Origin of the sequence: Mycobacterium timonense (genome assembly GCF_025821985.1) — a bacterium.
Taxonomy (GTDB): domain Bacteria; phylum Actinomycetota; class Actinomycetes; order Mycobacteriales; family Mycobacteriaceae; genus Mycobacterium; species Mycobacterium avium.
The window spans coordinates 213611-238047 of sequence record NZ_JACKSY010000097.1; the positions used below are offsets into that span (position 1 = coordinate 213611).

The window sequence follows — 24437 nt, forward strand, 5'->3', positions numbered from 1 at the left end:
TCGATACGGTGGCAGTGATGAATTTGCCCGTGGGCCGGCGCTGCATGCGCCGGGGAAAGCTACTCGCACTGACCGCGACCGTGCTGATGGTGTGCGGGTCGTCGGCGCTGCTGGCGCCGTCGGCGGCGGCCGACCGGAACCAGTGCGCGCCGGCCGGCCCGAAAAGCGCGGCTGTGCTGCCCGAGAACCTGACCCGCGGCGGCTCCATGAGCCAGCCCGACGAGCACACGACGCCCACCGTCGAGCCGCTGAGTTCGGTGCGCATCGACACGTTGGGTCTGGGCACCCCGGGGGTGTTGACGGTGGGGACGCTGTCGGGCGCCCCGCCCAACGTGTGCATCACCCCCACCGGCCAGTACAGCGGCTTCGACAACCAGCTGCTGCGCGCGATCGCCGGCAAGCTCGGCCTCCAAGTCCGTTTCGTCGGCACTGATTTCGCCGGGCTGCTGGCCCAGGTGGCGTCGCGCCGCTTCGACGTCGGGTCGTCGTCGATCAAGGCCACCGACGAGCGGCGCCAAACCGTGGCCTTCACCAACGGCTACGACTTCGGCTACTACGCGCTGGTGGTGCCGCCCGGTTCCGCTATTAAGGAATTCACCGACCTGGCCGCCGGGCAGCGCATCGGGGTGGTGCAGGGCACCGTCGAGGAGTCCTACGTGGTCGACACGTTGCATCTGCAGCCGGTGAAGTATCCCGACTTCGCCACCGTGTACGCCAGCCTCAAGACCCGCCAGATCGACGCCTGGGTGGCGCCCGCCGGTCAGGCCGCGACCACCATCCAGCCGGGCGATCCGGCGGTGGTGGTGGCGAACACGATCAGCCCGGGCAATTTCGTGGCCTACGCGGTGGCCAAGGACAACAAGCCCTTGGTGGATGCGCTGAACTCCGGCCTCGATGCCGTCATCGCCGACGGCACCTGGTCGAACCTGTACTCGCAGTGGGTGCCCCGCACCCTGCCGCCGGGCTGGAAACCCGGCTCCCAGGCCGTGGCGCCCCCCAAACTGCCGGACTTCGCGGCGATCGCGGCGAGTCAGCATCACAAGGCGGTGGGACCGGCGGCGCCGAAATCGACGCTGGCGCAGCTGCGCGACTCCTTCTTCGACTGGGACATGTATCGGCAGGCCATCCCCACGTTGTTGCGCACCGGGTTGCCCAACACGCTGATCCTGACCTTCAGCGCCAGCGTGATCGGGCTGGTGCTGGGCATGGTGCTGGCCGTCGCCGGCATCTCGCATGCGCGGTGGCTGCGCTGGCCGGCCCGGGTGTACACCGATGTGTTCCGCGGGCTTCCGGAAGTGGTGATCATCCTGCTCATCGGGCTCGGGATCGGGCCGATCGTGGGCGGATTGACGAACAACAATCCCTACCCGCTCGGCATCGCCGCGCTGGGGATGATGGCGGCCGCCTACATCGGTGAGATCCTGCGCTCCGGGATCCAGAGCGTGGACCCCGGCCAGCTGGAAGCGTCGCGCGCGCTGGGGTTCAGCTATGCGACGGCGATGCGACTGGTGGTGGTGCCGCAGGGTGTCCGGCGGGTGCTGCCGGCACTGGTCAATCAATTCATCGCGCTGTTGAAGGCCTCCGCGCTGGTGTACTTCCTGGGTCTGGTCGCCGATCAGCGGGAGCTGTTCCAGGTGGGTCGCGACCTCAACGCCGAGACCGGTAACTTGTCGCCGCTGGTCGCCGCCGGCGCCTGCTACCTGATATTGACCGTGCCGCTGACGCATTTGGTGAACATGATCGACGCCCGGCTGCGCCGCGGCCGCGCCGCGGTCGACCCCGAGGAGCCTGCCGACATGCTGACCTTCGGGCAGGAGATCACGTGAGCAATCCCGCCTCCCGCGCGTCGGTTTCGTTGGCGTGCAAAGACATTCACCAAACCCTCAACGGCAACGCGGTGCTGCGCGGTGTCGATCTGGACACTCCCGCGGGCAGCACCGTGGCGGTGATCGGGCCGTCCGGCTCGGGCAAGTCGACCCTGTTGCGCACCCTGAACCGCTTGTACGAGCCGGACCGCGGCGACATCCTGCTGGACGGCCGGTCGGTTCTGCACGACGACCCCGACCAGCTGCGCCAGCGCATCGGCATGGTGTTCCAGCATTTCAATCTCTTCCCGCACCGCACCGTGCTGGACAACGTGGCGCTGGCGCCGCGGAAACTTCGGCGGCTGCCCGCCGAGGCGGCCCGCGAGCTGGCGCTGACCCAGCTGGACCGAGTTGGCCTGAAACACAAGGCCGGTGCCCGGCCGGCGACGCTGTCGGGGGGGCAGCAACAGCGGGTGGCGATCGCCCGCGCGTTGGCGATGTCGCCGCAGGTGATGTTTTTCGACGAAGCGACCTCGGCGCTGGATCCCGAAATGGTCAAAGGAATTCTGCAACTCATCGCCGACCTCGGCGCCGAGGGCATGACAATGGTTGTGGTGACCCACGAAATGGGGTTCGCCCGCTCGGCGTCCGACGCGGTGATATTCATGGATCACGGCAAGGTGGTGGAATCGGGCCCGCCCGAGCAGATATTCGAAGCCGCCGAGACCGAACGGCTGCAGCGATTCCTGTCCCAAGTGCTTTGATCCGAACCGACCATCGGGGCAATGGCTCCCTTGTACGCCTCTGATATCAGGTTAGACTCCCGATTTATGGCAGACAGCGAATCGAACGCGGCCGAGGTTGCCGAGCTCGCCGAAGGTTTGCACCGAGCGCTGTCCAAATTGTTTGCGATGCTGCGGCGGGGCGATCCCAGCGGGGCGGCGGCCGGGGATTTGACGTTGGCGCAACTGTCGATTCTGGTCACCCTGCTCGATCAGGGCCCGATCCGGATGACCGACCTGGCGGCGCACGAACGGGTGCGGACTCCCACCACCACCGTGGCGATCCGGCGACTGGAGAAGGTGGGGCTGGTCAAGCGTTCTCGCGACCCGTCCGACCTGCGCGCGGTGCTGGTCGACATCACGCCGCGCGGCCGCGCGGTTCACGGTGAGTCCCTGGCCAATCGGCGCGCGGCGCTGGCGGCGATGCTGAGCCAGCTCCCCGCGTCCGACCTCGACACGCTGATGAAGGCGCTGGCGCCGTTGGAGCGGCTGGCCTCCGGCGACCCGACGTCCGGGCCGGCCGGTGTGCCCCCGGCACGCAAGGAAGCCTGAAACGGGCTGCAGTTCAACCCTTTTCGATCGGCGACGCGGGATCGGTAGACTCCACCGCATGCCCAATGCACTCATCACCGGCGCCGGGGGCGGTATCGGTTCGGCGATCGCCACGGCGCTGGCTCCCACGCACACCCTGTTGTTGGCCGGCCGGCCGTCGGACCGGCTCGACGCGGTCGCCCGGCGGCTCGGTGCCACCACGTTCCCGCTGGACCTCACCGACGGCGGCGACATCGAGGCCGCCTGTGAAGTCGTGGACGAACTCGACGTGTTGGTGCACAACGCGGGACTGTCGATACCCGGCAACGTGGCCGACTCGAACGTCGGCGAGTGGCGTGCCACCTTCGCGGTCAACGTCTTTGGACCGGTTGAGCTCACGCTGGCGTTGTTGCCGGCGCTACGGCGGGCCCGCGGTCAGGTGGTTTTCATCAACTCCGGCGCGGGACGCAACGTCTCCCCCGGCATGGCTTCCTACTCGGCCAGCAAGTTCGCGCTGCGCGCCTTCGCCGATTCGCTGCGCAACGACGAGCCCGAGTTGCGGGTCACCACCGTGTATCCGGGTCGCACCGACACCGGCATGCAGCGCGAGCTCATCGCGTTCGAAGGCGGAAGCTACGACCCGGACAGGTTTTTGAAGCCGGAAACCGTCGCGGCCGCGGTCGCCAATGTGGTGGCCACCCCGCCCGACGGGCATGTGCACGAGGTGGTGCTGCGGCCCGCCCGGCGGTAGCCGCCGCTACACCACCAGGTTGACCAGCCGGCCCGGGACCACGATCACCTTGCGCGGCTGGGCGCCGGCCAGGAACGCCAGCACCTTCTCGTCGGCCAGCGCGGCGGCCTCGAGGGTGTCCCGATCGGCGTCGGCCGCCACCGTCACCCTCCCGCGCACCTTGCCGTTCACCTGCACCGGGTATTCGACGGTGTCCTCGACGAGGTACGCCGGGTCGGCCACCGGGAACGGGCCGTGCGCCAGCGAGGTGGTGTGGCCCAGCCGCAGCCACAACTCCTCGGCCATGTGCGGCGCCAACGGCGCCAGCATCAGCACCAGCGGCTCGACCGCCGCGCGGGGCACCGCGTCGCGATGTTCCTTGGTGAGATGGTTGGTGTACTCGATCAACTTGGCCACGGCGGTGTTATTGCGCAGGGCCGCATAGTCTTCCGAGACTCCGGCGATGGTGCGGTGCAGCAGCCGCAGGGTGCCGGTGGGCAGATCCCGTCCGGGCCCGTCGACCACCCGCGTCTCGCCCGTCTGCTCGTCGACGACCAGTCGCCACACCCGCTGCAGGAACCGGTGAGCGCCCACCACATCCTTGGTCGCCCAGGGACGGGACGCCTCCAGCGGACCCATCGACATCTCGTAGACCCGCAGCGTGTCGGCGCCGTAGTCGTCGCAGATCTCGTCGGGTGAGATCGAATTCTTCAGGCTCTTCCCGATTTTCCCGAATTCCTGGAAGACCTCGATCTCCCCGTCGGGACCGCGGTAGAAAAACCGGCCGTCGCGTTCGACGACCTCCTCGGCCGGCACGTACGAGCCGCGCGAGTCGGTGTAGGCGAACGCCTGAATGTAGCCCTGGTTGACCAGCCGGCGGTACGGCTCGCGGGAGCTGACGTGGCCCAGGTCGTAGAGCACCTTGTGCCAGAACCGGGCGTAGAGCAGATGCAACACCGCGTGTTCGGCCCCACCGACGTACAGGTCGACGCCGCCGGGATCCTGCGGCCCGTGCTCGGCGGGCCGCGGCCCCATCCAGTAGGCCTCATTCTCCTTGGCGCAGAAGCGTTCCGAGTTGTGCGGATCGGTGTAGCGCAGTTCGTACCAGGAGCTGCCGGCCCATTGCGGCATCACGTTGGTGTCGCGGCTGTAGGGCTTCAGGCCGTCGCCGAGGTCCAGCTCGACGTGCACCCAGTCGGTCGCCTTGGCCAACGGCGGCGACGGTTCGCTGTCGGCGTCGTCGGGGTCGAACAGCACCGGCGAATAGTCCGGCACGTCGGGCAGTTCCACCGGCAGGGCGGCTTCGTCGAGGGCATGCGGCCGCCCGTCGCTGTCGTAGACGATCGGGAACGGCTCGCCCCAGTACCGTTGCCGGGCGAAAAGCCAGTCACGCAACTTGAATTCGACCCGCACGCAGCCACGGCCTTCGGCTTCCAGCCGGGCGGTGATCGCCTCCTTGGCCGCCGCCACATCCAGTCCGTCCAGGTAGCCGGAGTTCACCAACACCCCGTCGCCGGCGTAGGCGCCCTCCGAAATATCGCCTCCGGCAATGACTTCCACGATGGGCAGGCCGAATTCGTGCGCGAAGTCCCAGTCGCGCTGGTCGTGGCCGGGCACTGCCATGATCGCGCCGGTGCCGTATCCGGCCAGCACGTAGTCGGCGATGAAGATCGGAACCGGCTTGCCATTGGTGGGATTGGTGGCGTAGCTGCCCAGGAAGACACCGGTTTTCGCCTTGCTCTCCTGGCGCTCGAGGTCCGACTTCGAGGCGATCGCCCGCCGGTAGGCGGCGACCGCCTCGCCCGGAGTGGCGGCGCCGTATGTCCAGCGCGGGTCGGTGCCGTCCGGCCAGGCGGGCGCGACCAGCTCGTCGACCAGCTCGTGCTCGGGGGCCAGCACCATATAGGTGGCGCCGAACAGCGTGTCCGGTCGGGTGGTGAACACCTCGATGTCGAGCGCCGCGCCGTCGGCGCCGGTCGCCGCGAACAGGGCCTTGGCGCCGGTGGAACGGCCGATCCAGTTGCGCTGCATGGTCTTCACCGGCTCCGGCCAGTCCAGCAGGTCGAGGTCGTCGAGCAGCCGGTCGGAGTAGGCGGTGATCCGCATCATCCACTGCCGCAACCGCTTTCGGAACACCGGGAAGTTGCCGCGGTCGCTGCGTCCGTCGGCGGTGACCTCCTCGTTGGCCAGCACGGTGCCCAGTCCGGGACACCAGTTGACCATCGAGTCCGCGCGGTATACCAGCCGGTGGCTGTCGATCACGTCGGCCCGCTCCCCCGCCGACAACTCGGACCAGTTGCGCCCGTCGTCGAGGCCGCGCGCGCCGGAATCGAATTCGGCGACCAGCTCGGCGATGGGGCGGGCCTTGTTGGCGGCGGGGTCGAACCAGGCGTTGTAGATCTGCAGGAATATCCACTGCGTCCACTTGTAGAACTCGACGTCGGTGGTGGAGAAGCTGCGCCTGCTGTCGTGGCCCAGCCCCAGCCGGCCCAGCTGGCGGCGGAAGTTGACCACGTTGGCCTCGGTCCTGGTGCGCGGGTGGGTGCCGGTCTGCACCGCGTATTGCTCGGCGGGCAGGCCGAAAGCGTCAAAACCCAACGCATGCAACACGTTACGGCCGGTCATCCGGAAGTAGCGGGCGTACACGTCGGTGGCGATGTAGCCCAGCGGGTGGCCGACGTGCAGCCCCTCCCCCGACGGGTAGGGGAACATGTCCTGCACGAACAGCTTGTCCTCGGGGACCGGGGTCCCGTCCGTCGGGGCCAACGAACCGACCGGGTTGGGCACGTTGAACGTCCCGAGCTTGGCCCAGGTGTCCTGCCAGCTGCCCTCGATCCGGCCCGCCAGCGCCGCGGTGTAGCGATACGGCGGCGCGTCGGAGTCCGGCGCGGCGGCACCGGAGCCGGTGGCGGGCGAAGTGGTCGGGGATTCAGTCACCTGAACAGGGTATAAGGGCCGACGCGGCGGCTTCGCCGGCCACAGGTTGGTCTCGGTTGCGTTGCGCACCGATCAGGGGTTCATCCCAGCTGTATTTCGAGCCTGTTCACCGCCTTTGACCTGTAGTTACAGTCAGCCACTATCGACGGCTTCTGGTAGGCAGCCATGGGAAGGACCGACGCAGATGATTGAGATCGTCCCCGGCCACCGGGCACTTCTCGGCGGTATGGTCGCCGGCCTGATCGGCCTGGCGGTTGCTGCGGGCGGTACGGCATCGGCAGACCCGTTGCTGCCGGCGCCCGCGCCCGTCCCCGCGCCGGCGCCGGCGAACCTCGGGCCCGAGCTGGTGCCGCCGAGCAGATACCTTGCCGCGCCGCAGGCCACCACCGCGGCCACCCAGGTCACCCCGGCCACCCCGGGCCCCGCTCCGGCCCCGGCCCCGGCTCCCGCGACCTCGGGCACCATCCGGGAATTCCTGCAGTCCAAGGGCGTCAAGTTCGAGGCGCAAAAGCCCCAGGGGTTCAAGGCGCTCGACATCACGTTGCCGATGCCCGCCCGCTGGACCCAGGTGCCCGACCCGAACGTGCCCGACGCGTTCGCGGTGATCGCCGACCGGCACGGCAGCAGCATCTACTCGTCGAATGCCCAGGTCGTGGTGTACAAGCTGGTCGGCAACTTCGATCCGAGGGAAGCCATCACCCACGGCTACGTGGACAGCCAGAAGCTTCCGGCGTGGCAGCCCACCAACGCCTCGATGGCCGATTTCGGCGGATTCCCGTCGTCGATCGTGGAGGGCACCTACCGTGACGGCGACCTGACGCTGAACACCTCGCGTCGTCACGTCATCGCCACCTCGGGGCCGGACAAATACCTGGTTTCGCTGGCGGTGACCACCGACCGTGCGGTCGCCGTGGCCGACGCCCCGGCCACCGACGCCATCGTCAACGGATTCCGGGTGACCGTGCCCGGCGCGAGCGCCCCGGCACCCACGGCCGCCCCGGTCGCGCTGCCCGCCCAGGCGCCGGCCGTCGCTCCCGTCGCACCGGCACCCGTCGCCCCCGCCGCCCCGACCGCGCCGACCGCGCCGGCGCCCGCCGCGGCTCCGCTGGTGCCGCTCGCCCAGACCGCTCCGGCGGCCCCGGCCGGGTTGCCCGCGCAGCCGCTGCCCAACCAACAGCACACCCCCAGCCTGCTGGCCATGGTGCCGGGCCTGCCCCCGCTGCCGAACTTCTCGTTCCTGCAGCACTGAGAACGACTACCCGGCCCGCTGCGCGCGGCGGTGACCCGGCTCGTATTGTGAGGCCATGCTGATTGCGGGCGTGCTGTGCATCTGTGCGGCGGTGGCCTCGGCGGGGTTCGGCACCTGGTCGCTTGCGCACAACCGGAACTACGGAGCCACCGCGCTGGCGCTGCGCGCCATGGCGCCCACCCAGTTGGCGGCCGCGGTGATGCTGGCCGCCGGCGGCACGGTGGCGCTGGCCGCGGTCCCGCACACCGCGCTGGTCGTGCTCATCGTCTGCGTCGCCGGGGCGTTGGGGACCCTGGCCGCCGGCTCGTGGCAGAGCGCCCGCTTCGCGGTGCGCCAGCAGTCCGCCGCGCCGGCCTGCGCCGGCAGCTGCACCGGCTGCACGCAGTCGTGCGCGTGACGGCGGGGGAGCCAGCTAGTTGCGGCTGATGTCGATGGGGTGGGTCGCGAGCAGCGACAGCGGCAGCGGCTGGCGGCGCAGAACCTGCCCCCACAGATCCGACCTGGGCCCCACCAGAACGTCGGAAGGCAAGGCGGACAAGACAATCCAGTCGTCACGCTCGATTTCGCCTTCGAGCTGACCGATGGTCCAGCCGGAGTAGCCCGCGAAGATCCGCACGCCTTCCACCAACGGCGCGATCGCGTCGGGGTCGGCGTCCAGGTCGACCATCACCACCCGGCCGTCCACGTGCCGCAGGCCTGGTGCGCCTTGCGGATCGGCGCCCACCCGCAACGTCGCCAGGCACAGCGCCGCGTCCCGCTTGACCGGCCCGCCGATGAACATCGTCTTCGGCTTGGCCGCCAGCGTGGTCCACTGCCGCAGCACGTTGTACACGGCGGTGTCGCTGGGCCGGTTGAGCACGACGCCCAGGGTGCCGCCGTCGTTGTGCTCGACGATGTAGATCACGCTGCGCCGAAACGTCGGCTCCAGCAGGTCGGTGTTGGCGAGCAGCAAGGTGCCCGCCCGCACCCGTTGCGCGGCGGGTGCGACGTAGTCCTCGGGATCCTCCGGCGGCGGCACCCCACCATCATGGCATCCGCCCGATCGTCGCCCAGGGCAATCGGGAGCGTGGGGCACGAAGATTTGTACTGTTGTTGGCACGGCCCTGACCACGCCAGCGTTCCAGCCCCAATCGTGGAAGTCGGTTTCGGTGATTCCAACCCGGATGCAGTCCAGCGCACCCGTCGAAATCTGGCGCTCGGTGCGCGCGTTGCCGGATTTCTGGCGGCTGCTGCAGGTGCGGGTGGCGAGTCAGTTCGGGGACGGGTTGTTCCAGGCGGCGCTGGCCGGGGCGCTGCTGTTCAACCCGGATCGGGCCGCCGACCCGCTTGCCATCGCGCGCGCCTTCACGGTCCTGTTCCTGCCGTACTCGCTGCTGGGGCCGTTCGCCGGCGCGCTGATGGATCGCTGGGACCGGCGGCTGGTGCTGGTCGGCGCCAACGTGGGCCGGCTGGTGCTCATCGCCGCGATCGGCACGATCCTGGCGGTGCGGGCCGGTGACCTGCCGCTGCTGCTGGGCGCGCTGTTCGCCAACGGTTTGGCCCGGTTCGTCGGGTCCGGCCTGTCGGCGGCGCTGCCGCACGTGGTGCCGCGTGAGCAGGTGGTGACGATGAACGCGGTGGCCACCGCGGCCGGGGCCGTTGCCGCGTTTCTCGGCGCCAACTTCATGCTGGTGCCGCGGTTCCTGTTCGGCGCCGGCGACCGGGGCGCCGCGGCGATCGTCTTCCTCACCGTGGTTCCGGTCTCGATCGCGTTGCTGTTGTCGTGGCGGTTCGCCCCGCGGGCGCTGGGTCCCGACGACACCTGGCGGGCGATCCACGGGCCGGTGCTCTATGCGGTGATCACCGGCTGGCTGCACGGGGCGCGGACGGTGGCTCAGCGCCCGACGGTCGCGGCCACGCTGTCCGGCCTGGCCGCCCATCGGATGGTGGTGGGTATCAATTCGCTGCTGGTGCTGTTGCTGGTCCATCACCTGCCGGGCCTCGAGGGCGGGGGATTCGGCACCGCATTGCTGTTCTTCGGCGCCGCCGGCCTGGGCGCGTTCTTGGCCAACGTGCTGACGCCGCCCGCGATCCGCCGGTGGGGCCGCTACGCCACCGCGAACGGCGCGCTCGCCGCGTCGGCGATCGTCGAGGTCGCGGGCGCCGAACTGCTGCTTCCGGTGATGGTGGTGTGCGGTTTCTTGCTCGGGGTGACCGGGCAGATGGTCAAGCTGTGCGCCGATTCGGCGATGCAGATGGACGTCGACGATGCGCTGCGCGGACACGTGTTCGCGGTGCAGGATGCGCTGTTCTGGGTGGCGTTCATCGTCGCGATCACGGTGGCCGGCATGGTGATTCCCGACGACGGGCACGCCCCGGTGTTCGCGCTGTTCGGGTCGGTGCTCTATCTGGTCGGGCTGGCCGTGCACGGCATCGTCGGGCGGCGCGGCGAGTGATCGCTAAGGTGGCGACGTGAATTGTCCGACGGCCGGCACCGACCGGCGGGGGCGGCAATGACCGGTCCGGCCCCGATAGTGGCGGATCTGCGCGCCGAGAGCGATGCGCTGGACGCCCTGGTCGCACCGCTGCCGCCGGGCCGCTGGGCCGACCCGACGCCGGCGGCCGGCTGGACGATCGCCCACCAGATCGGGCATCTGCTGTGGACCGATCGGGTCGCGCTGATCGCGGTTACCGATGAATCCGGGTTCTCCGAGGTGCTGGCCGGCGCGGCCGCCGACCCGGCCGGCTTCGTCGACAAGGGCGCCGAGGAGCTCGCGGCCGTCGCCCCGGCCGAGCTGCTCGCGGATTGGCGCGCCACCCGCGACCGGCTGCATCGGGCGCTGCTGGGGGTGCCGGCCGGTCGCAAACTCCCGTGGTTCGGCCCGCCGATGAGTGCCGCGTCGATGGCGACCGCGCGGTTGATGGAGACCTGGGCGCACGGCCTGGACGTCGCCGACGCGCTGGGGGTCATCCGTCCGGCGACCGACCGGCTGCGATCGATCGCTCATCTGGGCGTGCGCACCCGCGATTACGCGTTCGCCGTCAACAATCTGACGCCGCCGGCCGAGCCGTTCCTGGTCGAGCTGCGCGGCCCCCGTGGCGACACCTGGTCGTGGGGGCCGCCGGAGGCGGTGCAGCGGGTCACCGGCTCCGCGGAGGATTTCTGCTTCCTGGTCACCCAGCGGCGGCCGCTGAGCGCGCTCGACATCACCGCCTTCGGCGCCGATGCGCAGCGCTGGCTGGAGATCGCGCAGGCCTTCGCCGGCCCGCCCGGCCCCGGGCGATGAGCGCGTGAAACGCGCGAAGAGAGCCGGGGCCAACAACCTCAGCCCCGGGCGATGAGCGCGTGAAACGCGCGAAGAGAGCCGGGGCCAACAACCTCAGCCCCGGGCGATGAGCGCGTGAAACGCGCGAACCCGTCAGTGCAGGGGAGGCGCGTCAGTGCAGGGGACCGCCGTAACTCGCCCGGTTCTCGGCCTCCGCCTCCTCGCGCAGCGCGGTGATCGCGAGGTTGAGCCGGTCGGCCAACTCGCCGTGGCCGTACCCGGTCATCACCCCGGGATGCAGGGTCAGCTTCAGCAGCCGGCCGTCGGAATTGGCCACGGCGTAGATGTCGCCCAGGTCGACGCTGTAGGTGACGGCCTCGGCCTGCGCCACCAGGGCTTCCCACTTGTCGGCCGCCTCGCTCAGTTCGCGAAGAACCGATTCGACGAGATCCTTGTCGCTGAGATTCGCGCGACTGCCCGAATCCGACACCTGCACAGTATCGTCGAGCCCTCCGACCAGCGTCAATTCATACGACGGGTTGCCGGCTCAACCACCGGAGGCCGGCGCGGCCAGAGTGCGGTACCAGGCCAGGTGGTAGTTCGCGGACACCGGGTCGCCGCTGGCGATGCCTTCGGTGGCGGCCATCAACAGGCACTTGAGCAGCAGCGCCGGGTTGACGTTCGGATACTGCACCAGCAGCTGATAGCGGGCCGTGTCCAGGTGCACCCGCAAGACGTCGACCTCCTGGTCGACGATGACCGCGCCCGCGGCCGCCGCGTCGGCCAGCCGCGGCACGATCTTGGGCAGGTCGGCGCGCCCGCGGATGGCCCGGCTGATCGCTGTCGCCAAGTCGTCGATGGGGGGCAGTTCACGCGGCTGCGACGACGATTGCGTGGCGGCGAAGTCCGCCGAGCGGCGCAGCGTATCACCGGGTGTGTAGGTGACGCGGCGTACCGTCTCGCCGATCAGCGCGACCACGTCGCCGCTGCGCCGCTCGGGTTCCAGCAACCGCACGCCCGCCGGCAGGGCGATGCCCGACGGTATCCATCCGTGGGCGAGATCGGTCACCAGGATCGTCGTCCCGTCGGCGCGATCGCCGATCGCCCAATTCAGCCGCGGCTCTTGCCGGACCACGAATTCCAGCAGCCGGTTCAAGCGGTTGTTGTCGAATGCCGTTGTGGCCGCGGGCTTTTCGACGCGGGGCTGGGCGGTATCGGTGTCGGCGCCGGCGGGCCGGCCTTCGGTCGCCGGCTCGTCGCCGTCCGCCGGCGCGTGGTGCCGGCCGCTGTCCGCGGGCTCCTCGGCCGGCTCCGGTGGGGCAACGACCGGCGGCTCGGGGACCGGCTCGTCTCGCCTGACGACCGGGATGACCTGGGTCTGCTCCAGGTCGGCCGCCTCGGCGGGTGCGGCGATGTCCGGTTCGACGCGCTCGGCGACCGGTTCGGGCACCGGCGCGTGGTGACGACCGCGGGTGGTGGGTTCGCCGAGCGGCTCCGGGACTTCGGCGGCCGGCGCTTCCGGGGCCGGCGCCTCCGGGACTTCGGCGGCCGGCGCTTCCGGGGCCGGCGCCTCCGGGAGAGGTGCTTCGGCGGCCGGTGCCTCCGGGACAGGTGTTTCCGGGGCCGGCGTCTCCGGGACCGAAGCGTCCGCGGCCGCCGCGTCGTCGCGAATGGCCGGAAGCACCCGGGTCTCCTCGAGTTGCGCCGGCTCGTCCTCGGCCGCCCGCCGCCGGGTCGGTCGCGGGCGCGCTTCGGGCGTCTGCTGCGCTGGCGGGCCGGCGGTGTGCTCGGCGTCGCCGACCGCGGGCAGCACCTGCGTCCTTTCCAAGTCCGCGCCGGGAGCATCGAGGGTCGGCCGCGGTGGAGCCGGCGGCCGGGCGCCGCTTTGCACCGCATGCAGGTAGCGGATCGTCGATTCGACCCGTCGCACCGCACGCGTGCGGGCCTGCTCGATGACTCGCGCCTCGGCAGCCTGCCGGGCGGTGTCGGTCATACCCGCGCGCTTGAGCTTGCGCAATTCATCGTTGGCGCCGTCGGCAATTCGCTGCAGGTCGGCCTTGAGATACTCTGCGAGCGTGGCGGTTTCGGGCGTGACCGTCGACAATTCGGCAGGCCACAGCCCGCCTGTCACCCACGGGGTGCAGTCGACGGGAGAGCTGAAGGCCGGAATCGACAGTGATTCCCGGGTAGCTCTCCGGAGGCGCTGACGCGCCGTCATCCGACCGAAGATCGCCACCGGCTAAGCCTAGCGGCAGCCGCCCGGCGAGTTGTGCAGTCAGTGAATTGTGCGGCCGTCAAGGCCTGGGTAGCGTGGGGACATGGCTGATTCTGCATTGCAGCAGCAACTCGACGAGGTGCGCACGCTGCTCGCCCGAGCGCGAGAGTTGTTCGGCCCCAATCCGGTAGAGCCGCCGACCGGTATCGCTCCCGATCCCAGCGCGGCCAAGCCGTGGCTGCGCTAACCGAACACCTCGGCTGAGACCGGTCCGAGCCGTCTACTTGGCGTGCGTGCGGCGGCGCAACTTGTGCGCCAGCAACTTTTCGATGGCCGCATCGAGGTCGCGCGGGGTCGGAACTTCCGCCGACGGTGTGTGCCCGGCGGCGACGATCTCGTCGCGGATTTCCAGCAACGCCTTGAGACAGGACACGTCGGCGGTCAGCAGAATGCCTTGTGCCAGCGTCTCGGCGTCGGTTTCCATCGCCTCTTCGCTCAGCGCGACGCTGTGCATGTAGCCGCCGCGGCACGAGCGGACCAGGATGTGTCCGCTCGGGTGAACAGTGTCGAAAGCGGGATTCGCGTCCGTCATCGACCGCGGTCGACGATGCTGCCGAACTTGTCTGCCGCCTCCTGCTCGTGCTGCTCCCACATCGCCGCCGAAACCGTCAGTTGGTCGGCCAGGTCGGCGTGGTCAGCAGCTTGCTGCTCGTAACACTGGCGCCGCAGCTCGAGAAGTTCGCGGCCGGCGTCGCGCAGTTCACTAAAAATCGGCCCGAGCGAATCCAGGCTCTCCTGGATGGCGGCGTGCGACGACGGGACGGTGCGCAGGTACTCCGAGGTGTCTTGGTGATGCGCAGCGGCCTGACGCAGGTGCGCGGGCACTACATGGATCGAATCTGCCATCCGCTGTCTCCTGTTGAGGACCGCCGGTCCTGCCGGCGAGTTCATTTTTCTCAGGTGGTCGACGAGCTCGCCGGCCGGGTCGGTGTCGGTGGGTCGGGCTTAGCCGGCGCGGTCACGCTCGCGGCCGCCGCCGGCGGGTGCTCCCAGCCTAGGAAGCTCGGCCCGCTCACGGTGGCGATGTGTTGAATTTGCCCGTCCAGAAGCGCTTTGCCGGGGCCGAGCGCCAGGGCGTGGCGATCGGTGAACATGCCGATGTCGCCGGGACTCACCCGCACAACGTCGACGGGGTTGGCCACCGCCGTCCCGGGTGCGGGGAGGGTCATTCCCTGTTGTTGGAAGGCTTCCGCGATCGGGGTTCCGCCGACGGCGGCCTTGATCGCCGCCGCCAGCTGCGGGCTGGCCGCGGTCACCGTTTCGCCGTCGGGCAGCGTCACCGATGTCGGCCCGGCCGGCGGCTCGTCGGCTGACGCGTTCTCGTCGTCGGCCTGTTCTGCCGAACCGTCGGCAGGCGAATCGTGTTGCTGGCCTTGGTCTTCCGGTAGGTCTTCGTCTCCCAGGTCCTGCAGCGCCGGATCGCTGGCGTCGCCGGCCTGCAGCCCCGAAAGCGGAAGCCCGCCGGGCGTCTCCCAGCCCGACATGGATGCCGGTGTCGCGCCGAGCCCCGGAAGCGAGCCACCGCCGAAGCTGGGCAACGCGGGCGCCATCGCAGGCGGTGGTGCCGGTGGAATGGTGTTGCCGCCCAATGGATCCAGGGCGGCCGCGGGATCGATCGGCGATCCGTCGTCGTCGGCCAACAGCGAATCCAGCAGCGGATCCCACTCGTCGTCGAGGTCCGCGTCCGGCTGATCACTCGTGCCCGCCGCGGCAGCATCGGCAGCGGCGCCGGCAGACGACACGTGATCGCCGGGTCGATCACTCTTGGCCGCGTCGTACAGCGACGTCCACGCGGCCATCAGCGCCGACTTCGAGGTGTCGTCCAGGCTGGCGTTCAGCACCACCGCCCGGATATCTCGCAGCTTGCCGATGAGGAACCGTTGGAAATCGCGCGCTCCCGCCGGGGTGTCCAGGTCCGACCTGGTCCGGACGGCCGCCTCGGTTTCCTGCTGCAGCTTGGTGAGCGCTTCTCTGCCGTCAACCGCCTTCAGGTGTGCGTTGAGGATGGCCGTCACCACTTGCATGTCCAGCTGCGAGCTCACTGAATTCTGCTGTGCCAGAGCGGCTTCCGCGCTGGCGATGGCATCGGCCGCCGCGCCCGACTCCCGGTCCGGAGCAGGCCCGGCATCGGCGGGTGGCCGTGCGACGCCCGTCGGTGCGGCCCCGAACACCTCCGCGTGCTGCCGGCGGATCTTGGCCAGGATGGCCTGCAGCTGTTCGGGGCGTGTGCTCGGGGTGATCACCGCCGACACTTCGGCCGGCGCCAATCCCGTTTGCCACGCGTTCGGGTCGCCGGTGCGGTCCCGGACGTCGTTGACCGCGGCCAACAGGTCGTCGTAGGCCGACATCAGCCCGCCCGGAAGCGCTGCAGCCCCTGACGCGACCCCTCCATGCCCGGCGACAGTACTCAGGAGTGTTGCTGCCGACAATTCACTGCGCTCCCACGGTGTGGACTAATTTTGCTCACCTGTTGCCGGCGCTGTACTGCGCCCGAAGATTCTCCAACACAACCTTTTTCGCCCGGCCGAGTTCCTGAGCCTCGGTGACCACCGATGCGATCTCGTGCTGCTTGGCGAGCAGAAACTTGTGGAACTCCCGCGCGCCCAGCGGCGTATCGATGGCCAGGTCCGCTTGATGCGCCACGGCGCGGTCGATCTGCTCGGCGATGGCGTCCAGCCGCCGGGCGCTCTCCTGCGCCGCTGCGTGAGCACTGGCGAGCACCTCGGCGAGCACACGGTCGGCTTCCGACGCCGCGCCGTGCTGATCGGCCAGCGCCGATCGCCGCGCCTCGACGGCCTCTAACGAGAATCCGGGTTGTTCCGGCATCGGCTCACCCTTTTCGTCGTGCCCGCTGGGCCGGGCGATGTTGGCAGGTCATATCGGTCGGCGTATCGCAACGTTGTTGCCCAGCCGGCTGATTCGCACCGACGCGCCCGAGTACGGCGCCTCGACGACGAGGTTGTTGCCGATCGCAAGCTGCACGTGGCCGGCGTGGGGAAACACCAGATCACCCGGCCGCACCTGCGACCGCGGCACCGGGATGCCCTCGTTGATCTGTTGATAGGTGGTGCGGTCCAAATGAATTCCGGCCTGCGCGTAGCTCCACTGCACCAGGCCGGAGCAGTCGAACTGGTCGGGACCGGTGGCCCCCCACACGTATGGGCGGCCGAGCCGTGACAACGCGGCCCGCACCGCGAGCGCCGCGCGGTCGCTGCCCGGCCCGCGCAGGCCGGCCAGCCCGACACCGTGCCGCAGCCGGTACCGAAGGGCCAGCAGCCGGGCATGGTGGTGCCGGGCTCGCGCTGCCGCCGACACCACGTGGGCATGTTGGGTCCGCAGCCGCATCACCCGGCGCCGCATCGCCTCGCGCTGAGCCAACGGCGTCGTCGGGTTCGCGGCGGCATCGGCGCGGCCGGCATCGAGCACGGCGCCGGTCAGCTCGCGAGCCTGCGCCCGGTCTCGGTGCGCGCCGGCCAGCAGGTCGGTCACCGCGGCGTCCGTGTCCGACGTCGACGCCAGGCGTTGCCGGCTGTGCTGCACCGCGAGCCGGTAGCCGCCGTGCGCGAATCCGTCGCTCAGCCGGGCCGCTCGCCCCAACAGGTCGCGGTAGTGCCCACTTCCGGTGTCCAGGGATGCGGGCCGCGTGCCGCCGGCGAAAAGTTGATGAGCACGGCTCAACGCCTCGAGTTCGCTGTGGCTCACGACCCCTCCTCGTCGTCGCCCTGGCTCGCCTCATTCCGGCTCGCCGACTCGACCGCGTCGGTGAAGGCGCGCACCCGGGGGAGGGCGCTCGGCGAGATGACCCCCCGGTTCCGGATGTCCCACATCTCGTCGACATCCACCCCGACCAGTGCGGCGATGATGGTCTCCGGCAGTGACGACTGGGCGCAGGCCCGGTCGAAGCGCGCGCTGAGGCTGGTGGGCATCCGCTTCAACAGGGCCACCCGCGTCGCCTCCAGGGCCTGCAGGTGTTCCATCAGCCGCCCGGTCGAGTCGGCGCCGGCGTTCACCGCCACCCGCCATGAGCTGGCGGCGAGCATCTCCGCCTTCACGCACTGAGCGATCACAGACAGAATATACGTCTCATATTCGTTTGATGTTGTCGCCGGCAATCGATCGATGACCGATTTGAGGGCATCCAGCTGCGCTTCGGCGTAGCCTTCCAGCACTTCGGTGTCACTGTGACGATCGACCACCACGGGTCCGGTGCGCCGCGCCGGCATCTCGGCCGCCGGCTGAGCGGCCATCAGGCGGGCCAGCTCGGCCTCCGGGTCGGCGGCCACCAGCAGCCGCGAATACGTGCCCGGCGGCAGCCCGAGCCCGTTTTCGATCTTCTGAACTGTGCTTTTGTGCGGTTTACGGGCGCCGCGCTCGAGGTAGCTCAGGCCCATGATGCTGACACCGGTCGCGGCGGCAAGGTCGGCCAGCGACCAATCCCGCGATTCTCTCAACGCGCGGATCGCTGCGCCAGCCGATTCACGGCTCACCGCACGCTCCGGCCATAGGCCGGATATTACACAGCTGAGGTCCCGACCCTCTGTGTATACGTTTTTGTCACGTTTCTCTTGCGCTGCTGCCGTTCGGGATATACGCTTTTGCCTACGTTTCACACTCGACAAGGAGACCGACATGGGACACCCGTGCGCAGCCAACCCGGAACTTTGGTTCGGCTACCCCGACGACGACGGCGGTGACGGCGCGGCCAAGGCCCGCGCGTACGAGCGGTCGGCCACCGAGGCGCGCATCCAGTGCCTGCGCCGGTGCCCGCTGGCCCAACAGCGGCGCTGCGCCCAGCACGCCGTCGCGCATCGCGAGGAGTACGGCGTCTGGGCCGGGGTGAAGCTGCCGGGCGGCCAGTACCGCAAGCGTGAGCAGCTGGCACACGCCCATGAGGTGCTGCGGCGCATCGCATCCGGCGAGATCAACTCCCGGCAGCTGCCGGAGAATGCGGCGCTGCTGGCGCGGCACGAACACGAGACCGTCGCCGCACCCGCAGTCGTGCTGCATCTGCCGCTGGCCAAGGTCGGGCCCCGTTCGGCCGCCTGACATTTCGCCGCAGTCCCGGGCCGCAGTTTGCTGACCGGGTCAACGGGGTAGTCCGGGTCGGCAAGACCAGTCTGTCGACCTAGAGGCGCATCCATGACGTTCGACCTGACCCCGACGGCAGCGCAACACGACCTGGCCCGGCGCACGCACGAGTTCGCCGAATCCGTAATACGCCCAGTGGCCCTCGAGTACGACCAGCGCCAGGAGTTCCCGTGGCCGGTGCTGGAGGAGGCGGCCCGGCGCGGGTTCTACAGCCCGCTGTTTTATCGCGATCTGATCGGTGATCCGACCGGCATCTCGCTGCCGATGTTCATGGAGGAGCTGTTCTGGGGCTGCGCCGGGATCGGCTTGGCGATCGTCATGCCGGCGCTGGCGCTGTCGGCGATCGGCCAGGCCGCATCCCCGGAGCAGATGCTCGAGTGGGCGCCCGAATGTTTCGGCACCCCAGGGGATCTCAAGCTGGCCGCCCTGGCGATCTCCGAGCCGGAAGGCGGCAGCGACGTGCGGAACCTGCGCACCCGTGCCCGCCGCGACGGCGACGATTGGATCATCGACGGTCACAAGATGTGGATCGGCAACGGCGGCATCGCCAATGTGCACGTTGTCAACGCGGTGGTCGACGAGGAGCTCGGCCACCGCGGTCAGGCGTTGTTCGTGGTGCCCGGCGGCACCCCGGGGCTCAAAATGGTGCGCAAGCTCGACAAGCTGGGCTGCCGCGCCTCCCACACTGCCGAATTGCTGTTCGAGGGTGTACGCGTTCCGGCCGCCAATCTGCTGGGCGGACAGGAGAAGCTCGAGCACAAGCTGGCCAAAGCCCGAGAGGTCGTGGCGGGTGGAAAGCGTTCCGGCTCAGCAACATTGGGCACCTTCGAACAAACCCGTCCGATGGTGGCCGCACAGGCCATCGGGATCGCCCGGGCGGCACTGGAATACGCGACCAGCTATGCCACCGAGCGTGAGGCGTTCGGGGCGCCCATCATCGACAACCAGGGCATCGCCTTCCCGTTGGCGGAATTGGCCACCCAGATCGACGCGGCTCGACTGCTCACCTGGCGGGCGTCCTGGATGGCGGCCAACAACGTGCCCTTCGAGCGGGGAGAGGGGTCGATGTCGAAGATGGCCGCCAGCGAGGTCGCGGTCAAAGCCACCGAGCGCGCCGTCCAAACCCTGGGTGGGTGGGGATACATCACCGATCATCCGGTCGAGAAGTGGTATCGGGATGCCAAGCTGTACACCATCTTTGAAGGCACCAGCGAGATCCAGCGGATGGTCGTCTCCAACGCGCTGGGGGCCGCCGTCGGAACGCCGCCGCTGCACGTGGTGCTCGAGCCGTCCGGGGGAGCGCTGAACCGGGTGTTCGGGCGCGGCACCCCGCTGCGATCCCGGGCCGCCGAAGCCGCCCTGTCAATGCAGGATCGCATCCCCGAACCCGTCATGCGGCTGGCCATGAAGGTGCTGCGGCCGCCGGGTAGGTAAGCACGATGAGCAACCTTGAAGCCGCACCGGCCGAAGTCGCCTGCGCCGCTTCGCGGGATCGCGACGCCTCGCCCGCCGTGCAGATCCTGCGTCCGCGCGAAGTCCCCCTGGGCGGGCCGAGGGCGCTGCGGGTGCAACGCACGCTGCCGCAACGCGAGCGTTCGCTGATCGGGGCATGGTGCTTCATCGATCACTACGGACCGGCCCACACCCGGATGGACGTGCCGCCGCACCCGCACACGGGACTACAGACGGTGAGTTGGTTGTTCAGTGGGGAAGTGGAACACCGCGACAGCGCCGGCGTACACGCGGCCGTTCGGCCCGGCGAGCTGAACCTGATGACCGCGGGCGCCGGTATCTGCCATTCCGAAGTGTCGGTGGGCTCGGGGGCTTTGCACGGCGTCCAGCTGTGGGTGGCGCTGCCCGACTCCGATCGCGACACCGCGCGGGACTTCGCGCATCATGCGCCCGCGCCGATCTCACTACCCGGCGCGCAGGCGCGGGTGTTTCTCGGCGAGCTGCACGGAAGCCGTTCGCCGGTAAGGACTTTCACGCCGCTGGTCGGCGCCCAGATCGATCTGGGCGCCGGCGCCCAGCTGGACCTCGACCTCGACCCCGACTTCGAACACGGGCTGCTCTGCGATGCGGGCGCGGTTCATGTCGACGAGAAGCCCCTGTCCGTCGCCGAATTGGCATACCTGGGGCCGGGGCGCGCCGCGGTGCGGCTGCGCAACGCCGAGGATACGCCCGGGCGGGTGCTATTGCTCGGCGGCACACCGTTTTCCGAACAGTTGGTGATGTGGTGGAACTTCGTCGGGCGAAGCCACGAGGACATCGTCGGTTACCGCCGATTGTGGGAGGACGGCGACGAGCGGTTCGGCGCGGTGCGGGGATACCGTGGTGCGCTGAGCCGGCTGCCCGCCCCGCCGTTGCCGACCGCTCGGCTGCGGCCTCGACCGATCCCGGAAAGAAAGGGAAGCACAAATGACAACCGATAAGACCGGAGCACAAACCACGGTCAGCCTTCAGGACGGCAAGTACACCATCGCCATCGAGGGTAAACCCGTGGGACTGGCCGATTTCAAGGACCGCGGTGACCAGCGCGTCTTCTACCACACCGAAATCGATCCGGCGTACGGCGGACGCGGCCTGGCGACCATCCTGGTCGAGGAGGCGCTGAACGAGGCCCGGAATGAGGGCAAGCGCATTGTTCCGGTGTGCTCGATGATCGGCACCGTGCTCAAGAAGCATCCGGAATTCGACGACATCACCGATCCCGTCACTCCCGAGATCACCCAGTGGGTGCATTCGTAGCTGGCGCAGATCGAGCCGACGCGACTTGTCGGACCCCGCTGTCATGATGTTGTCATGTCCTCGAGCGTGCTGGCAGCTGAGGTGGAGGTGCGTCCTTACGATCGGTTGGCGACCGGGCAGCGTAATGCGATTGATGGGCGCATCGTGGAGATCGTCGCGCAGATCGAGCGCGAGCAGCTGTGGGGAGCCACCGGGGCGCGGTCTCTTGGCGCGCTGGTGGCCTGGAAGACGGGCGCGTCTTCGGCAAACGCCCACACGATCGCGGCCGTGGCGCGCCGGTTGGACTCGTTTCCCCGCTGCGCGGCGGGTCTGCGGGAGGGCCGGTTGTCGCTGGACCAGCTCGGGGTCATCGCGCAGCGTGCCGGGGAGGGATCCGATGAGCATTACGCGCAGCTGGCCGCGGTGGCCACGGTCAACCAGCTGCGCACCGCGGTCAAGCTGGAACCGCGGCCCCAACCCGAGGCCACGCCGGCACCGCAGCCCGGCCTCACCAAGACCTCCGACGAGGAGCTCAGCTGCTGGCGGATCACGCTCGACCGCCTCGATGCCGCCACATTCGACGCCGCCCTGGCCGCGCACCGCGAAGCGCTGAGCTGCTGGCGGATCACGCTCGACCGCCTCGATGCCGCCACATTCGACGCCGCCCTGGCCGCGCACCGCGAAGCGCTGATCGCCGAATGGAAACGCGACCACAACCACCGGGCCGGCGAGTCGGTCCCGCCGTTGCCGGGCACGCTCGAGGCGTTTATCCGCCTGATCGAAACCGGCTGGGACGCCGAGGCGCACCGCCGCCCCCACGGCCACCACACCACCGTGGTGGTCCACCTCGACGCCGCCCAACGCATCGCCGGCCTGCACCTGGGCCCGCTGCTAAGCGACGCCGAGCGCCGCTATCTGACCTGCGATGCCACCTGCGAGACGTGGATCGAACGCGACGGCCAACCCATCGGTGCGGGCCGCTCAACCCGGGTGATCAACCGGCGGCTACGCCGCGCCCTCGAACACCGCCACCGCGGCTGCGCGATCCCCGGCTGTGGCGCCACCCGCGGCCTGCACGCCCACCACCTGCGGCACTGGGAAGACGGCGGCCCCACCGAACTGGACAACCTGGTCCTGGTCTGCCCCTATCACCACCGCGCCCACCACCGCGGCGAGATCACCATCACCGGCCCCGCCGACACCCTCCTCGTCACCGACAGCTCCGGGCGCCACCTGAAACCAGGATCACTGGCCCGCAAACCGACCAGACCCCCACCCGCCGTCCCACCGTGTCCCGGACCCCTCGGCCAACGCGCCGACTGGTGGTGGTACGACCCCTTCCAACCCCAACCACCACCCACAACCAACTAGCCGGGTGGGGCTCAATTACGCGGTGTGACAACGTGTTTCGCGATCTGTTGCTCCCGCGGACCAACGAGCCGACCAGGCCGTGGAACGTTTGAACGGTCTGGGGATGGTTCGTCACTGCAGTTGAGCGGGTGTTCGGCTGCCCAGTTGTCGACCGATTATGCGATGCCTTCTCTGACCATCTGCTCGGCGCAACGCCACGTGTGCTCGAGAAGCATCCGAACTCGAGGACTTCAGAGATCCGGCCACGCCGGAAGTTCCGCAGTGGCTGCATTGGCAGCCTGGTGCGCGGCGGGTTAGGTAAAGCCGCATAATGAATGCTCTTTCCACCGCCAGCCCCTGGTCGCCGTTCGGCAGCAGCTTCACTCCTGTGGATGGGCCGAAGTACTTTGTTGCAAGGGCCTTTGCGAGATCAATGAGTTGCTCACACGAATGCTCCGCCTGGGCCGCGGTGAAGAATTGCTCGATGCGGCTCAAGTTGCTTCGGATCCATGCAATGGTCTCGTCCGGCGATACCGCATTCGTGTCATCATCCGAACTGGCCCCTGTCATTAATCAGCTCCCAACTGACAACCGGGCAGTCAAAGTCAATGAAGCTTTGCTCGTCGGACTTCCGGATGTCGTCGAATCGGCGAGGCGATATCGAGCGTCTAAATAAAGGAAGTCGAAGTACGTAAAAGCCACCGTAGCAAGCTCTGCATTATCGGCCGCGGACTCTCCTGGTCTAGGATTTGCCGCTAGTCGGTTTCCTCCGGTTTGGGCCATCCCCATTTTTTGAATGAATTGGAGCGTCGTAGATCGGCAAGTTCGTCGCAGACGCGCGCAGCGTTCGATTCATCGGTAAATAGCCGCTCGACCCGGCTCAAGTTTGCGCTCAACCAGCTCGCCTCGTCGATCGCGGGGCCAGCACCGACATCCTCGCCGCCTTCCAAATATTGACGAATAAGGGAAAGTGCATACGAATCGTCAGACACACCTTGTGACGGCGCCGCAGCAAAGTAGATGAGCCCGCGATCATTAATGATCTGCCACACGATCTCCGCGCCGGTGAACGTAATCGATGCGTCGATGTCGGCCAAGCCTCGGGTGGCCGAGTTCGTGATTCTGTAGCCTGGGTTGAGGTAGAGGAAGCCGCAGTATTGAACGATAAATTCAAGGAGCGCTTTCACCCGCGCTAACCTCCGATCTTGGGTGGAACTAGGGTATAGCCGTCGACGACTTGGTAGCCATGAGCCTTTAGATAGCGGAGTTCCGCGGCAGTATACGTGTTGTCCAGAACCCTATCGATTGAAGTTGACAGCTTTATAGTGTCTCGGTTGGCGATTGCGATGTCGAGAACATGCTGATTGGCTGCGAGTCGCTCAACCGGGGTGGACGCGTTCCATGCATCCCCTATATCGAAATAGCTTACACCTCGCTGCTGAGCGAGCTCGATATACGACGGTCCCCCTGACGGATTTTTGAATGGGCCGAGGACGGTTTCGCCGCTGCCGGTCAAATGTTGTTCGGACAGCGCTCGCAACTCGGGCGGCATGTAGTTCAGCGGGTTGTCCAGATTGAATTCCGGATGGGGCGCGGTTGCGTCCAGCAGAGTGGTGTACGAGTCGGGCCTGATCAGGATGCCCGGCGTGTCGTAGCCGAACGAATGAAGGTCATCGCGTGATTCTTCGAGGGACCGTCCAAAGTCACTCGAGCAAAGG

General features: G+C 68.7%; 24 protein-coding genes and 2 pseudogenes. 14 read left to right on the forward strand and 12 right to left on the reverse strand.

What is annotated here, in order from left to right; all coding sequences use genetic code 11:
• Positions 1-17 precede the first annotated feature (17 nt).
• The 4 genes from H7I87_RS21730 (at position 18) to H7I87_RS21745 (ending at position 3869) form a co-directional block, all read left to right on the forward strand.
• The gene (locus tag H7I87_RS21730; protein ID WP_033726443.1) at positions 18-1826 is read left to right on the forward strand and encodes an ABC transporter substrate-binding protein/permease; all 1809 of its coding nucleotides are present in this window, start codon (positions 18-20) and stop codon (positions 1824-1826) included.
• The gene (locus H7I87_RS21735) at positions 1823-2569 is read left to right on the forward strand and encodes an amino acid ABC transporter ATP-binding protein (protein WP_011723315.1); all 747 of its coding nucleotides are present in this window, start codon (positions 1823-1825) and stop codon (positions 2567-2569) included. The genes H7I87_RS21730 and H7I87_RS21735 overlap by 4 nt, the downstream gene beginning before the upstream one ends.
• 66 nt (positions 2570-2635) lie before the next feature.
• Entirely contained in the window at positions 2636-3139 is a 504-nt protein-coding gene (locus H7I87_RS21740) for a MarR family winged helix-turn-helix transcriptional regulator (RefSeq protein ID WP_009974218.1), read from the forward strand.
• Positions 3140-3197: 58 nt separating this feature from the next.
• Complete coding sequence (locus H7I87_RS21745) at positions 3198-3869, forward strand: SDR family oxidoreductase (protein WP_033711881.1); 672 nt, start codon at positions 3198-3200, stop codon at positions 3867-3869.
• A gap of 6 nt (positions 3870-3875) precedes the next feature.
• On the opposite strand, the gene leuS is transcribed toward H7I87_RS21745, so the two are convergent.
• Positions 3876-6785, reverse strand: coding sequence for a leucine--tRNA ligase (gene leuS, locus H7I87_RS21750; RefSeq protein WP_033726442.1), 2910 nt, complete (start codon positions 6783-6785; stop codon positions 3876-3878).
• Positions 6786-6969: 184 nt separating this feature from the next.
• On the opposite strand from leuS, the gene H7I87_RS21755 reads away from it, so the two are divergent.
• Together H7I87_RS21755 and H7I87_RS21760 are read left to right on the forward strand one after the other, a co-directional pair.
• Positions 6970-8034, forward strand: a complete 1065-nt coding sequence (locus H7I87_RS21755; RefSeq protein ID WP_033726441.1) for an LpqN/LpqT family lipoprotein — start codon at positions 6970-6972, stop codon at positions 8032-8034.
• A 55-nt stretch (positions 8035-8089) separates the two neighbouring features.
• Positions 8090-8431 (forward strand): hypothetical protein, encoded by a 342-nt coding sequence (locus H7I87_RS21760; RefSeq protein ID WP_003874755.1) that lies wholly within the window; start codon positions 8090-8092, stop codon positions 8429-8431.
• A gap of 15 nt (positions 8432-8446) precedes the next feature.
• Here the strand turns inward: H7I87_RS21760 and H7I87_RS21765 are convergent, their stop codons facing one another.
• Complete coding sequence (locus H7I87_RS21765) at positions 8447-9052, reverse strand: YqgE/AlgH family protein (RefSeq protein ID WP_063971784.1); 606 nt, start codon at positions 9050-9052, stop codon at positions 8447-8449.
• A 63-nt stretch (positions 9053-9115) separates the two neighbouring features.
• On the opposite strand from H7I87_RS21765, the pseudogene H7I87_RS21770 reads away from it, so the two are divergent.
• Together H7I87_RS21770 and H7I87_RS21775 are read left to right on the forward strand one after the other, a co-directional pair.
• Positions 9116-10469, forward strand: a pseudogene (locus tag H7I87_RS21770) (MFS transporter).
• A 57-nt stretch (positions 10470-10526) separates the two neighbouring features.
• A complete protein-coding gene (locus H7I87_RS21775; protein ID WP_063971783.1) occupies positions 10527-11300 on the forward strand; it encodes a TIGR03084 family metal-binding protein in 774 nt (257 codons plus the stop codon).
• A 151-nt stretch (positions 11301-11451) separates the two neighbouring features.
• Here H7I87_RS21775 and H7I87_RS21780 read toward each other — a convergent pair whose 3' ends face one another.
• Positions 11452-11775, reverse strand: a complete 324-nt coding sequence (locus H7I87_RS21780; RefSeq protein WP_003874759.1) for a DUF2710 family protein — start codon at positions 11773-11775, stop codon at positions 11452-11454.
• A gap of 51 nt (positions 11776-11826) precedes the next feature.
• Positions 11827-13515, reverse strand: a complete 1689-nt coding sequence (locus tag H7I87_RS29260; protein WP_063971782.1) for a DUF5632 domain-containing protein — start codon at positions 13513-13515, stop codon at positions 11827-11829.
• 82 nt (positions 13516-13597) lie between these two features.
• On the opposite strand from H7I87_RS29260, the gene H7I87_RS21790 reads away from it, so the two are divergent.
• A complete protein-coding gene (locus tag H7I87_RS21790) occupies positions 13598-13741 on the forward strand; it encodes a hypothetical protein (protein WP_011723308.1) in 144 nt (47 codons plus the stop codon).
• A 33-nt stretch (positions 13742-13774) separates the two neighbouring features.
• On the opposite strand, the gene H7I87_RS21795 is transcribed toward H7I87_RS21790, so the two are convergent.
• The 6 genes from H7I87_RS21795 to H7I87_RS21820 all read right to left on the reverse strand — a co-directional run bounded on the left by H7I87_RS21795 (position 13775) and on the right by H7I87_RS21820 (position 18041).
• The gene (locus H7I87_RS21795) at positions 13775-14086 is read right to left on the reverse strand and encodes a DUF2694 family protein (protein WP_009974204.1); all 312 of its coding nucleotides are present in this window, start codon (positions 14084-14086) and stop codon (positions 13775-13777) included.
• Positions 14083-14400, reverse strand: coding sequence for an ESX-1 secretion-associated protein (locus tag H7I87_RS21800; RefSeq protein WP_003874762.1), 318 nt, complete (start codon positions 14398-14400; stop codon positions 14083-14085). The genes H7I87_RS21795 and H7I87_RS21800 overlap by 4 nt, the downstream gene beginning before the upstream one ends.
• A 50-nt stretch (positions 14401-14450) precedes the next feature.
• A complete protein-coding gene (locus tag H7I87_RS21805) occupies positions 14451-15902 on the reverse strand; it encodes a DUF4226 domain-containing protein (protein WP_063971781.1) in 1452 nt (483 codons plus the stop codon).
• Positions 15903-16017: 115 nt separating this feature from the next.
• A complete protein-coding gene (locus H7I87_RS21810; protein WP_063971780.1) occupies positions 16018-16380 on the reverse strand; it encodes a DUF4226 domain-containing protein in 363 nt (120 codons plus the stop codon).
• A gap of 48 nt (positions 16381-16428) precedes the next feature.
• On the reverse strand, positions 16429-17256 hold the full coding sequence (locus tag H7I87_RS21815; RefSeq protein WP_011723304.1) for a C40 family peptidase: 828 nt from the start codon (positions 17254-17256) through the stop codon (positions 16429-16431).
• Positions 17253-18041, reverse strand: a complete 789-nt coding sequence (locus H7I87_RS21820) for a helix-turn-helix domain-containing protein (RefSeq protein ID WP_063971779.1) — start codon at positions 18039-18041, stop codon at positions 17253-17255. Before H7I87_RS21820 ends, H7I87_RS21815 begins: the two co-directional genes overlap by 4 nt.
• Before the next feature lie 142 nt (positions 18042-18183).
• Here H7I87_RS21820 and H7I87_RS21825 point away from each other — a divergent pair, with 142 nt between their 5' ends.
• The 5 genes from H7I87_RS21825 to H7I87_RS21845 all read left to right on the forward strand — a co-directional run bounded on the left by H7I87_RS21825 (position 18184) and on the right by H7I87_RS21845 (position 22740).
• Positions 18184-18600 carry a WhiB family transcriptional regulator gene (locus H7I87_RS21825; protein WP_009974199.1) on the forward strand — a complete coding sequence of 139 codons (417 nt, stop codon included), beginning with the start codon at positions 18184-18186 and terminating at the stop codon, positions 18598-18600.
• A 93-nt stretch (positions 18601-18693) separates the two neighbouring features.
• Entirely contained in the window at positions 18694-20076 is a 1383-nt protein-coding gene (locus H7I87_RS21830) for an acyl-CoA dehydrogenase family protein (protein ID WP_003875500.1), read from the forward strand.
• Between the two features lie 5 nt (positions 20077-20081).
• A complete protein-coding gene (locus H7I87_RS21835; RefSeq protein WP_033726431.1) occupies positions 20082-21074 on the forward strand; it encodes a pirin family protein in 993 nt (330 codons plus the stop codon).
• Positions 21061-21390 (forward strand): GNAT family N-acetyltransferase, encoded by a 330-nt coding sequence (locus H7I87_RS21840; protein WP_033726430.1) that lies wholly within the window; start codon positions 21061-21063, stop codon positions 21388-21390. Before H7I87_RS21835 ends, H7I87_RS21840 begins: the two co-directional genes overlap by 14 nt.
• 54 nt (positions 21391-21444) lie before the next feature.
• On the forward strand, positions 21445-22740 hold the full coding sequence (locus H7I87_RS21845) for an HNH endonuclease signature motif containing protein (protein ID WP_264002871.1): 1296 nt from the start codon (positions 21445-21447) through the stop codon (positions 22738-22740).
• Between the two features lie 734 nt (positions 22741-23474).
• Here H7I87_RS21845 and H7I87_RS21850 read toward each other — a convergent pair.
• Positions 23475-23906, reverse strand: a complete 432-nt coding sequence (locus tag H7I87_RS21850) for a hypothetical protein (protein WP_080683589.1) — start codon at positions 23904-23906, stop codon at positions 23475-23477.
• Between the two features lie 5 nt (positions 23907-23911).
• Positions 23912-24437: pseudogene (locus H7I87_RS21855) on the reverse strand (hypothetical protein); the annotation flags it as partial.

What these genes read in the sequence shown, in the direction of transcription:
- H7I87_RS21825 (WP_009974199.1), top strand. Translation starts at nt 18,184, where the DNA reads ATGGGACACCCGTGCGCAGCCAACCCGGAACTTTGGTTCGGCTACCCC.
- H7I87_RS21830 (WP_003875500.1), top strand. Translation starts at nt 18,694, where the DNA reads ATGACGTTCGACCTGACCCCGACGGCAGCGCAACACGACCTGGCCCGG.
- H7I87_RS21740 (WP_009974218.1), top strand. Translation starts at nt 2,636, where the DNA reads ATGGCAGACAGCGAATCGAACGCGGCCGAGGTTGCCGAGCTCGCCGAA.
- H7I87_RS21800 (WP_003874762.1), bottom strand. Translation starts at nt 14,400, where the DNA reads ATGGCAGATTCGATCCATGTAGTGCCCGCGCACCTGCGTCAGGCCGCT.
- H7I87_RS21845 (WP_264002871.1), top strand. Translation starts at nt 21,445, where the DNA reads ATGTCCTCGAGCGTGCTGGCAGCTGAGGTGGAGGTGCGTCCTTACGAT.
- H7I87_RS21760 (WP_003874755.1), top strand. Translation starts at nt 8,090, where the DNA reads ATGCTGATTGCGGGCGTGCTGTGCATCTGTGCGGCGGTGGCCTCGGCG.
- H7I87_RS21745 (WP_033711881.1), top strand. Translation starts at nt 3,198, where the DNA reads ATGCCCAATGCACTCATCACCGGCGCCGGGGGCGGTATCGGTTCGGCG.
- H7I87_RS21810 (WP_063971780.1), bottom strand. Translation starts at nt 16,380, where the DNA reads ATGCCGGAACAACCCGGATTCTCGTTAGAGGCCGTCGAGGCGCGGCGA.
- H7I87_RS21835 (WP_033726431.1), top strand. Translation starts at nt 20,082, where the DNA reads ATGAGCAACCTTGAAGCCGCACCGGCCGAAGTCGCCTGCGCCGCTTCG.
- H7I87_RS21730 (WP_033726443.1), top strand. Translation starts at nt 18, where the DNA reads ATGAATTTGCCCGTGGGCCGGCGCTGCATGCGCCGGGGAAAGCTACTC.
- H7I87_RS21795 (WP_009974204.1), bottom strand. Translation starts at nt 14,086, where the DNA reads ATGACGGACGCGAATCCCGCTTTCGACACTGTTCACCCGAGCGGACAC.
- H7I87_RS21790 (WP_011723308.1), top strand. Translation starts at nt 13,598, where the DNA reads ATGGCTGATTCTGCATTGCAGCAGCAACTCGACGAGGTGCGCACGCTG.
- H7I87_RS21755 (WP_033726441.1), top strand. Translation starts at nt 6,970, where the DNA reads ATGATTGAGATCGTCCCCGGCCACCGGGCACTTCTCGGCGGTATGGTC.
- H7I87_RS21775 (WP_063971783.1), top strand. Translation starts at nt 10,527, where the DNA reads ATGACCGGTCCGGCCCCGATAGTGGCGGATCTGCGCGCCGAGAGCGAT.
- H7I87_RS21805 (WP_063971781.1), bottom strand. Translation starts at nt 15,902, where the DNA reads ATGTCGGCCTACGACGACCTGTTGGCCGCGGTCAACGACGTCCGGGAC.
- H7I87_RS21840 (WP_033726430.1), top strand. Translation starts at nt 21,061, where the DNA reads ATGACAACCGATAAGACCGGAGCACAAACCACGGTCAGCCTTCAGGAC.